Source organism: Paenisporosarcina sp. P4_D4 (genome assembly GCF_056401835.1).
This window is the reverse complement of sequence record NZ_JBFUIO010000111.1, coordinates 1-6,360: the sequence shown is the minus strand read 5'-3', so window position 1 is coordinate 6,360 and position 6,360 is coordinate 1. Positions and strand designations below refer to the sequence as shown.

6 protein-coding genes and 2 pseudogenes are annotated in these 6,360 nt (G+C 41.8%); all 8 read left to right on the top strand.

Annotated features, from left to right (window positions below; genetic code table 11):
- Positions 1–687, top strand: a pseudogene (locus tag AC1DSL_RS15070) (hypothetical protein); the annotation flags it as partial.
- A gap of 213 nt (positions 688–900) precedes the next feature.
- On the top strand, positions 901–1,125 hold the full coding sequence (locus tag AC1DSL_RS15065; RefSeq protein ID WP_477532800.1) for a hypothetical protein: 225 nt from the start codon (positions 901–903) through the stop codon (positions 1,123–1,125).
- Between the two features lie 20 nt (positions 1,126–1,145).
- Positions 1,146–2,180: a TrsD gene (locus tag AC1DSL_RS15060; protein ID WP_477532799.1), complete on the top strand. Its 1,035-nt coding sequence runs from the start codon at positions 1,146–1,148 to the stop codon at positions 2,178–2,180.
- A 15-nt stretch (positions 2,181–2,195) separates the two neighbouring features.
- Positions 2,196–4,070 (top strand): VirB4 family type IV secretion system protein, encoded by a 1,875-nt coding sequence (locus AC1DSL_RS15055; protein WP_477532798.1) that lies wholly within the window; start codon positions 2,196–2,198, stop codon positions 4,068–4,070.
- A gap of 17 nt (positions 4,071–4,087) precedes the next feature.
- On the top strand, positions 4,088–5,167 hold the full coding sequence (locus AC1DSL_RS15050) for a M23 family metallopeptidase (RefSeq protein ID WP_477532797.1): 1,080 nt from the start codon (positions 4,088–4,090) through the stop codon (positions 5,165–5,167).
- 15 nt (positions 5,168–5,182) lie between these two features.
- Positions 5,183–5,734 (top strand): hypothetical protein, encoded by a 552-nt coding sequence (locus tag AC1DSL_RS15045; protein WP_477532796.1) that lies wholly within the window; start codon positions 5,183–5,185, stop codon positions 5,732–5,734.
- Positions 5,735–5,761: 27 nt separating this feature from the next.
- The gene (locus AC1DSL_RS15040) at positions 5,762–6,010 is read left to right on the top strand and encodes a hypothetical protein (RefSeq protein WP_477532795.1); all 249 of its coding nucleotides are present in this window, start codon (positions 5,762–5,764) and stop codon (positions 6,008–6,010) included.
- Positions 6,007–6,360 (top strand): annotated as a pseudogene (locus AC1DSL_RS15035) (conjugal transfer protein TrbL family protein); the annotation flags it as partial. The gene AC1DSL_RS15040 and the pseudogene AC1DSL_RS15035, both read left to right, overlap by 4 nt.

Genomic DNA, 6,360 nt, shown 5'->3' with positions numbered 1-6,360 from the left:
GAACTGCAAAAGGCTGAGTTGCTTGAAGAAAAACGAATGGGTTTATCGCAATCAAATCGTCTTTATTTATTGAAACCACAGGTGACGAATGAGGATGTATTGGAATTACAAGAGAAGAATGAAAATTCGTCATCCTTAGAGCCCCAACAGAAGTTAAAAAATTTAACTTCAAGAAATCAAAATTCTTTACTTCAAGAAGTTAAAAATTTTAACACTAATGATACTGACCTTAGTGATACTGACTTTAAAGAGACTGAATATAAGATCTATCAAGACATTGGACAATTGGAGATTCCGGTTGTTATCAAAGATGTGCTGAAAAAGCATCAAAAGAGATTGATAGATGACCATATTCAGATACAAGATATAGCGAATCATTATTTAGGCCATGCATCCATCTTGAGCGATTATCAATATGCAGATGCGTTAAACTATTCCCTTGAWCGGACACCTGGCAAGATTAAAAGCATTCAAGCGAGGCTCACGAAAGCTGTAGAGGACAAGAAGCAATGGTTGTGTGACCAGGAACAAAAAGGTGGGTTCGAGAGAAAAGAAGAGAACGTGCCAGATTGGTTTGAAAAACATCGGGAAAGGCGTCAAAATCCAGATGCTGTCGAAGAGGATGAAGGGTTATCTCCGGAATTGGAAGTTAAACGAGATGAGTTACTAGCGTGGTTGAGAAGGTAATGCTTCTCAACCTTTTTTTATTTATAAATTAAATTATTTAACCCATATTTTGTATTCTCTTGAATTAAGAACCCTTGAAATCAAAGTAATACTTGAACTTACTACCTAAATAGAAAAGGATATAGTACCCATGTAAAATATGGTTATTTAACTTGCCTTTATTGTGGCAACTTGATAAAGTGGGAATAATACAAGATTTAGGAGGTGGAGGAAATGTTTGAAAGAATTCAAGGTTTTTTAGATACGTTGTTTAGCGACATGCAAGCGACGTTTATTACCATCTTTGCGATCGGGCTGTTGATTTGCGCCATTGGGGTCTGGGCTGGAGATGAACAATCTTCCCCAAAATTCAAGAACGGCATTAAGTTATGTGTAGTTGGCGTTGTTTTGTTTTTACTTGCTCGTCCCGTCATCGATTATGTTCAAACGAATCTCTAACCTAGAAAGATGTGATAGCTATGCGTTCCGAAGGTTACTTTGAACGACAAGAACGATTGCGCTCTTCTGGAAAAGTCGAATTGCCTCTGAATATCGACACCAAGAAATACTTATACGGCAATATTTCCTTTCAAGATGTATTTGTCTTATCCCCGTTTGTGGTTTTGGGCATCATTATTTCTTACCTGCTGTACAAAATGGGACATCTTGATCAAAAGATGATGTTGATTGCATTTGCACCGACATTACTGGTCGCCGTTTTTCAACTCAACAAACATCCAGTTCGAAAAAACCTGTCACTCCTCCAATACAAAGTAATGTGGAAACTACAAGCAAAATGGCGAAAGAAAGAGTTTTATTATGCGAAAGGGGACTTACCGATGAGTCGTAGCAATGGCGATACACGTACCGAACTTGGATTGATGAACATTGCGAACGGCTGCATTGAATCGTCGAATCGCACGTTAATCAAAGTGTTGGAAATATCTTCGGTCAATTTATCGTTGATGAATGAAGCCTCCAAGGAACGAGTGCTCGAAGCCTATCAAGCGTTTTTGAATGACTCAGGTGAAAAACAAATTCAAATCATGCAAGTGGCGCAACCGATTAATTTAACGAATTACTTGATGTGGTTCAATGACCAATTGGGGACGGATTCATCTTACGCGAAACGCGTGTTGAAAGAAGGCTACATGAGTCAAATTGAGCGCATTCAGAAATCCAAAAACATGGTAACGCGAAAACGCTATCTGGTGATTTCTAAACCGATGACCAGCCCGGAAAAGGATTACATGAAGATGGATATGACCGCAAACATCTTGAAGTCGAAACTTGAAATGATGTTGAGTGGGTATGAAAAGCTCGACGTGAAGGTATTGAACAACGATGAGTTGCTGAAGTTTTACTATGCCTGTATCGATTTTGAAAATGCACAAGCCCAAGGCGAGAACATCATCAGCAAAACGAACGCTAGTGCCGACGTGATCATCGGGAAAAACACAGCGAAAGAATTGTTGAACTACTACAAGAATCAAATGAACGAGCGTTTTGAATAAGGAGGTGACGAGACGATGAATTGGTTTACACAACTACTACGCCCAAACAAAAAAGAAGAAGCGAGTTTTGAAGATACAGTCAGAGGCATGAATCAATCACTCCTCACCGTCTTGGCACCAGATAACATCACGGAATACGATTCGTACGTCCGTGTGGGGGCTAACTACACCCGTTCACTGTTGATTGTCGATTACGATCCGGTGCAAGACCAAAATAAAATCCAACAAGTCACGGAAATTCCAGAAAACGTGTCCATCATCAATTATGTACAGGAATACCATACGGGCGAAGTGCGTTCGCAGCTCGTCAAAAGCATCAAACAAAACCGCATGAAGATGAATACACGTTTTGCGGACGAAAATACCATCATCGAATCGCAAGGGCAGATTGACAGTGCATCAGAGATGCTGAAGAATCTCGCGTATCGAAACGATAAAATCTTCTTATTCCACACCCTGATTCACTTAGTGGCGAGTTCCATCGAGGAGCTCGATCAATTGACCACGACCGTGAAAAGCAAATTCTCCAAAATTGGGATTATCCATAACCCAACGGATCGAGCTATTGACGCCTTCCGTTCCTTCCTGCCCCTGAATGAAAACAAAGTGGATGAGCTGACCTACAAGATGAGCAATTCCGAAGCCATTTCCTATTTCTTTCCGTTTCATGAAAATGAAATGTTCTCTCAGACCGGCTTAATTAAAGGTCGCAACATGACGACCGGAAATGTCGTGATTGTCGATGACACCACCTTATTAAATCGACATGAGTTTGTTATCGGGATTTCCGGAATCGGAAAATCGACGTATCTGTTCGCCAACATGACAAACAAGCACATGCTCGGGCGCAAAATTATTACCGTGGATCCGAAAGGTGAATTCGGACGTTCTTATGCCGATTTGGGTGGGGCTTGGGTGAAATTCCAATTAAAAGGCGGCAATCGCATCAATCCACTGGACCTTCCGAAAGTCAGTGAAAAAGTCATTGTTGAGGAAACGGAATTTGGCAATATCCTATTAACGAAGATTTCGAATCTATTAGTCATGTTCCGCCTCATGTATAACGGCATGACCGATTTACAGGAAGAGATATTAAGTAGCTATATTCAAAAAGTCTATGCTGAAAAAGGGATTACGGATTCGACCAACACCAGTTCATTGACGGCTATCGATTATCCGACTTTACAAGATTTATATGAACTCATTGAAAAAGATCAAAAAGACGATCCGTATTTATTTGAAACGATCCGTGATTTCCATACAACGCTCAAAACCTATGTCACGGGGATGTACTCGGAACTCTTTAACGGCCACACCAACATCAGCATCGATAATGACCTGGTGTGTTACGACTTAAAAGAGATGAGCAATAATGAAAAAATTCAACGTATTCTCTTTTATAACATTCTCTCGCATACGACGTACGAGATTATGAGTGGTGACAGAGAACCGAGTGAAATCTTCATTGATGAAGCGCATGTCATCGCAGACCCGAAGGTACCGAAAGCCATGGAATTTATCTATTTCATGATGAAAGTGCTGCGATCTTTCAACTGTGGCATTACCACAGCTTCTCAGTCGGTAGAAGATTTTTTGTCCGCGCGTGATGAGAACCGAAACTACGGAAAAGCGATTATCACACAATCGGTCCAGCGTTTGTACTTGCCGATGAGTGAAGAAGAATTAAAGTTCCTGGAAGAAGAACTCGGCAATACCTTCTCCAAAGGCGAACGAGAAACGCTCATCTTAAAAGACGGCAAGAAAAAAGAACAGGCAGGAAAAGGAATCTTCTACACCGGTTCCAAAAAAATCAAACTGGAAGTGCAGTTGAATGACGTGACCGAAATGTTGTGGTTTGAGCAAAAGAGCATTAACGACATCACGATTTAAGGAGAAGGGGTGAGGAGATGAACGCAAAGGAAACCGCCAAGACCTTTGGCCACATGCTTCTCGTGAAGGTTTTCTTCAATCCTATCGGATTGGTGATTCTCGGCACCGCGATTCTCCTGTTGGTTCTCCCTATGTTTATGGCCATGAACGGCAAAGACAAAGGATTTGATTTGGAAAACCCGGACCAAAACGTACAAGCCCTTTCAGATGCTTCAGGAGGCACGTATTGTGCGGTGAATGGAGAAATCAATGAAGAACGCTGGGAAGCGAAATTAAGCACGGCAGGCGTCTTTTCAGGCAAAGGAGACCTCTTCCTGCAGATTGCGAATGACAATGGAATTGACCCGGTGCTGATGGCGGCGATTGCGCTGCATGAAACAACGAATGGCACGTCGAATGCGGTGATCACGAAAAATAACCCGGGTGGTTTGATGGGGACGGATGGATTGATGAACTTTGCGACGCTGGAAGAAGGATTGATGGCGATGGGGCAAACACTCCACAACCGCATCATACAAGACGGGAAAGTCACCATTGTCGATCTCGGAAGTGTCTATGCACCGATTGGTGCTGAAAATGACCCGACGAATCTCAATGCGCATTGGGTACCGACCATTACGTCAATTGTCAGTTCACTTGGCGGGTTGACGATGAATTGTACCGTCCTGACGGGAGATTTCGCAGCGCCCATTCCGAATGTGAAAGTGAATTCCAATTACGGGGTGCGTATTCATCCAGTGACCGGTGAAATCAGTAACCATGAAGGCGTTGATTTTGCGTGCAGCAGTCCGGAGCCGATTTATGCCGCGAAGGAAGGAAAAGTCGTGTATGCGGAATTTTCAAGTAGTTATCCGACCAACACGTACGGCAACATCGTCGTCATCCAACATGTCAACAATCTTTTTACCGCCTATGCGCATTTGAGTCGCATTGGGGTGGAAGTGGGGCAAGAAGTGCGACAGCTAGAAGTGATCGGACAATGTGGCTCAACGGGACGTTCGACCGGTGACCATCTGCATTTTGAAATTCATTCGGACCAGATGTTCGGAACAAGACTCAATCCCATGTTGTATTTAGCATCCGATGAACCTGTCTAACAGGAGGGAGAACTTATGCAAAATCGTTTGAAACTCGTACAGCTCTTACTGATGTTTCTTGTAGTGGCTTTAGTTATCGTAGCATTTAACTTATTTGCGACCAATCAAGATTTAAAACAAAAAAATGCGGATTTGTCGAAGAATGTCGAAAATTATAAGGCTTCTGAAAACGAGGAAAAAGACGTGTTCACACTAACCGAACAGTTTTTAACGGATACCCTGCAAGGCGGCTCAATTGATTACTTTACGAAACGTTATCGCAACGAAGTGGAACAAACGCTCGCAGAGAATGAAACGTCGCAAGATGTGGACGTCAGTAAAATGAAAGATCTTGAGATTTATAACATTTCCGTTCGCAAGCAAGACGACATGTACAAAGTATATGCCATCTACAAAGTGACCTTAACAGKGATTGACGATGAGTTTGTGAATCCTGGGGATCAACCCGTCTTAATCCTTACATCTACCATCACATGGATGAATGAACATGGAGAACTGAAGGTGGATGCCCACGATTTGGAACCTCTCGTTTCTGGGGAACAGGTAATTCAAGAGATTTCTTCTTAAACCGGACATAAAAGGATGTGAACAGAAATGGCCATCTTACAAAAAATGATGATTTTGCAGCGAACCGTCCATAAATGGGTGGAACAGACGATCGATCGATTGGCGAAAAAGCAATTGGATCAAGCCCGCCGCCACTACGAATTGGAATACAACCAACCACTCAGTGAGCAAGAAGAAATCGAAATTAAAAAAGGCGTGGTGTTGAGAGTCGCTTTCTTCGTGTGCATGCCACTACTGGTCTTGTTGATGACACTCATGAACGGAGGTGTCAGATGATGAAGCAACTTTTGTTGTGTTTAGGAATCTTGGTGTTATCCATGATGTTTATGAATGATGTAAAGGCTGCGGAAGGCGAATTTATGGAAGATACATTAAATAGTTATGAAAATACAGAAGGAATAACTACGGAACAAGTTAACCGTGCTGAATTCTATATGGAAAATGTATTGTATTTAAATAAGTACGATTATGAAACAAATCATTTTGACTGCAAGTGGTATGAAATTACATGCCAAACTAATAGTTTTTTATTTACTGCAGTCAGTGGTTTTGTATTTGGATCGATTGATGGATTCGGGAAATTTCAAATGGATTCATCTTTTATAACTGGAAATGCAACATATGAG

Bases quoted from the DNA above. Each gene is read 5' to 3' on its own strand.
- AC1DSL_RS15065 (WP_477532800.1), top strand. From the start codon at position 901: ATGTTTGAAAGAATTCAAGGTTTTTTAGATACGTTGTTTAGCGACATG.
- AC1DSL_RS15060 (WP_477532799.1), top strand. From the start codon at position 1,146: ATGCGTTCCGAAGGTTACTTTGAACGACAAGAACGATTGCGCTCTTCT.
- AC1DSL_RS15055 (WP_477532798.1), top strand. From the start codon at position 2,196: ATGAATTGGTTTACACAACTACTACGCCCAAACAAAAAAGAAGAAGCG.
- AC1DSL_RS15050 (WP_477532797.1), top strand. From the start codon at position 4,088: ATGAACGCAAAGGAAACCGCCAAGACCTTTGGCCACATGCTTCTCGTG.
- AC1DSL_RS15040 (WP_477532795.1), top strand. From the start codon at position 5,762: ATGGCCATCTTACAAAAAATGATGATTTTGCAGCGAACCGTCCATAAA.